This is a genomic window from Saccharopolyspora taberi (assembly GCF_039534165.1).
Lineage (GTDB): Bacteria > Actinomycetota > Actinomycetes > Mycobacteriales > Pseudonocardiaceae > Saccharopolyspora_D > Saccharopolyspora_D taberi.
In genome coordinates this window covers 158,768-160,874 of sequence record NZ_BAAAUX010000013.1, presented here as the reverse complement: position 1 = coordinate 160,874, position 2,107 = coordinate 158,768, and the positions used below count along the sequence as shown (strand labels likewise).

The following is a 2,107-nucleotide window of genomic DNA, read 5'->3' as shown; positions in this document are numbered from 1 at the left end:
GCACCACCGGCCGCGCCCACGCCGCCGATGCCGGCTCGGCCACCGGGACCGACACCGCTGCCGCCCGTGCGGCCACCAACACCGCTACCGCCACCGCGGCCCACGCCGGTCCCGCCGCCACCGCCCGGCCCGCCGCCGGGGCCGCGGCCACCGGGTCCGGGAGGGACGCCGACGTAGCCGTTGTTCGGCGGCTGGCTACCCGGAAGCTGCTGCTGCCCGGGTCCGGGCGGCTGGTATCCGGGGTACGAGGGCGTGCGGGGCGTGTCCGACCACTGCGAGTCGGAACCCGACGGACCGTTGCCACCCGGAGGCGTCGTCGGCGTGTTCCCGACCGGCGGCCGACCGCTCGGCGTGTCGCCGCCGGGCGTCCGGTCCCCGGGCGCGGTGGGCGTCCGCGGGGGGTTGTCGGAGCCGCCGGGATCGCGACCGGAGATCGACGGATCCCGATCGCCCGGGATGTTGATCGGCGGTGGCGGAGGAGGAGGCGGGGGCGGCGGGTTGAGCGGATTGACCGGCGGCGGCAACGTCGGAGTGCTGGTGTCGACGGTCGTGTAGCCGGGCGTGTAGACGTTCTCCGCGATGGCCCGAGCGCGCTTCTCGTCCTCCTGGCGCTCCTTCATCTGCAACGCCGAGTCGATCGCACCCGTACCGGGGACGATCATGTTCGCTCCACCCGCGAGCACCGCCCGGGCAGTCCCGCCCTCGTTCGGCGGCTGGATGGCGGCTTTCGTCTGCTCGGCGGCGACACCGGCTTCCTGCACCTTCAGCCCGGTCATGCGCACCGAGTCGCCGAAGGACTGGCCCCACTGCTGCAACGGCTGCGAAGCGGCGAGCCCCGCCTCGGCGGCCTGGCCCCGCATCCCGTCCCCAGCGGCTTCCCGGGCCTTCTTGTCCAGGTCGGCGAACAGCTCCGCGACGTCGCCGCCGAGCTTCTCCCACGCCCGTCCCGAAGCGTTGATCTGGTCGGGCTGCAACGATTCCTTGAGCTGGGTGGCCAGCCGCTGGTGATCCCAGTCGTTCCAGTTGTCGTGCTGGGTGATCGACGCGGGATCGGTGCCCTCGACGTGCAGACCCCGCTGCTGCGCGGCCAGATCCTTGCGCCGCTGCTCGGCGGCCTTCGCCGCGTCGGCCCGCGCTGCCGCGTCCGCTTCCTGCGCACGGGTGTTTCCGCCGGTGGCCGAGTTCCACATGTCGGATGCGGCACCGGTACCCGCGTTCCACGCGTCACCGAACACGTTGCCCATGTCTGACCCCCAGCCTCCGGTCTACTTCGGCAGTTTCGGCTCGATCCGCTGCGCGATCTCCAACGCCTTCGCGCAGGGGTCGTTTCCTTCGACCTTGTCGGCGTCGAGGTTCACCTGCACCGAGATTGAACCCCCACCCGCTTCGACGACCTGGGTGCAGAGGCTTCCCGACCCGGAGGACGCCTTGGTGATCTGTTTGATGCCCTTGCGGGAGCCGACCTGGTTCGGCTCGAAAACAGCGAAGTTCCCTCGCTGACCTTCCCAGTACTCAAGCGTGGCGCTCTGACCCTTGTAAACGGCCAGCACCAGCTCTGAGCCGCTGAACTCGCAGCCTTGCTCGCCGATCCCCTGGTCGACGGGCTCGCCCGGTTCCGTCGCGCCGATGGACTGCAGAACTTCCTGGGGGACTCCAGCGCAGGGATCGAAGCTCGCCAATCCGTTCTCAGACGTGGGCGGAGGGGGAGACTGCTCGCCGCCACCGGTACATCCGGCGACGAGTAGACCAGCACCAACAAGCACGGCGGTGGCCGTGGAACGTGTCGTACGTGTGCGCATCATCAGATTCAGACGTTCCGTTCCAGGTTGCGAGCGTTCTCTTCGTCGGTGTTCTGCATGTCTCTGGCGGAGGTCCGATAGGTCTGTGCCATGTCACGCAGGATGTTCTGCATCTTCTCGAGGATCGGCATCACACCGTTCTGCGGGTGCTCGACCTTCTCGGTGAACTTCTGGTCCATCGCCCGCCCGATGTTGCAGTCGCCGTACGCGCCATGGGCGAACAGTCGGTCGGCCTGACCCCTGAGGCGCTGGATTCCGCGCGCCTTCTCCTCATAAACCCGAGCCACCCGCTCGGCGGCCTCGGGATC

General features: G+C 69.5%; 3 protein-coding genes. All 3 read right to left on the bottom strand.

The window, feature by feature from the left end; all coding sequences use genetic code 11:
* Positions 1-1,244, bottom strand: a 1,244-nt coding sequence (locus ABD691_RS14085; protein ID WP_344680103.1) for a hypothetical protein, incomplete at its 3' end; no start/stop codon positions are given.
* 21 nt (positions 1,245-1,265) lie between these two features.
* Positions 1,266-1,799, bottom strand: a complete 534-nt coding sequence (locus tag ABD691_RS14080; RefSeq protein WP_344680109.1) for a DUF3558 domain-containing protein — start codon at positions 1,797-1,799, stop codon at positions 1,266-1,268.
* Positions 1,800-1,807: 8 nt separating this feature from the next.
* A partial coding sequence (locus tag ABD691_RS14075) for a WXG100 family type VII secretion target (protein ID WP_344680102.1) occupies positions 1,808-2,107 on the bottom strand: 300 nt, incomplete at its 5' end.

Excerpts from the sequence above, each read along its gene's own strand:
- ABD691_RS14080 (WP_344680109.1), bottom strand. The coding sequence starts at position 1,799 with ATGCGCACACGTACGACACGTTCCACGGCCACCGCCGTGCTTGTTGGT.